The organism is Megasphaera sp. AF13-6AC (assembly GCF_027685385.1).
Lineage (GTDB): Bacteria > Bacillota > Negativicutes > Veillonellales > Megasphaeraceae > Megasphaera > Megasphaera micronuciformis.
Genome location: NZ_JAQCUN010000312.1, coordinates 1 through 643, shown reverse-complemented (window position 1 = coordinate 643; position 643 = coordinate 1). Strand labels below are relative to the sequence as shown.

The following is a 643-nucleotide window of genomic DNA, read 5'->3' as shown; positions in this document are numbered from 1 at the left end:
TTTTCCGCTGCCGTCGGCTCGGCTGAACAGCGCTGAACGTCGTTACGGACACGACAATACACGGCTCCTGCCGGCACGGCCTTACTGCCCAAATTACGCCGAGCCACAGCCATATATAAGAACAACTGCAATTCAAGACCGCTATAAACTTCGGGCAAGGTAATACTCTTCTTACCCGACTTATAGTCTACGATGAGGATAAAAGTGCGACCGTCCAGTTCCAAGGTATCGACCCTATCAATTTGGCCGACCAGTTCTACCTTAACGCCGTCGGGAAGGTTAAAACTTAACCCCTCCCAAGCACCTTTCGTACCGAAAGGTTGTTCCAAAGCACGCACGGAAAATTCGGAACCTTCACTAAAGTCTCTCAGCTGTCGTACTGTGCGTATAAGGGTAGCGACAACGCGGCTCTTGATTTGTCTGAAATAGGCATCGGACATCAAGATATTATCTGCCGCTTCTGCTGCGGCTCGCCCCGTTTCGACAGTACACAAAGAAAGGATTTCGTCATCTTTTAACTCTCGCCACGGCCGCCCTTCTTCCAAGAGCCGTTCACCTATACGCCGTAACACGGCATGCACCAGCGTACCCAAGTCGGGTGCCGCGAAATCGTATTCCTGACGTTCTTTAAGTTTTAAGCCGT

Annotated in this window: 1 protein-coding gene; it reads right to left on the bottom strand. The window is 50.9% G+C overall.

The genetic code is table 11. The features are described from left to right. On the bottom strand, positions 1-643 hold a 643-nt coding region (locus tag PGX78_RS09080; RefSeq protein ID WP_270446639.1), incomplete at both ends, for a PD-(D/E)XK nuclease family protein.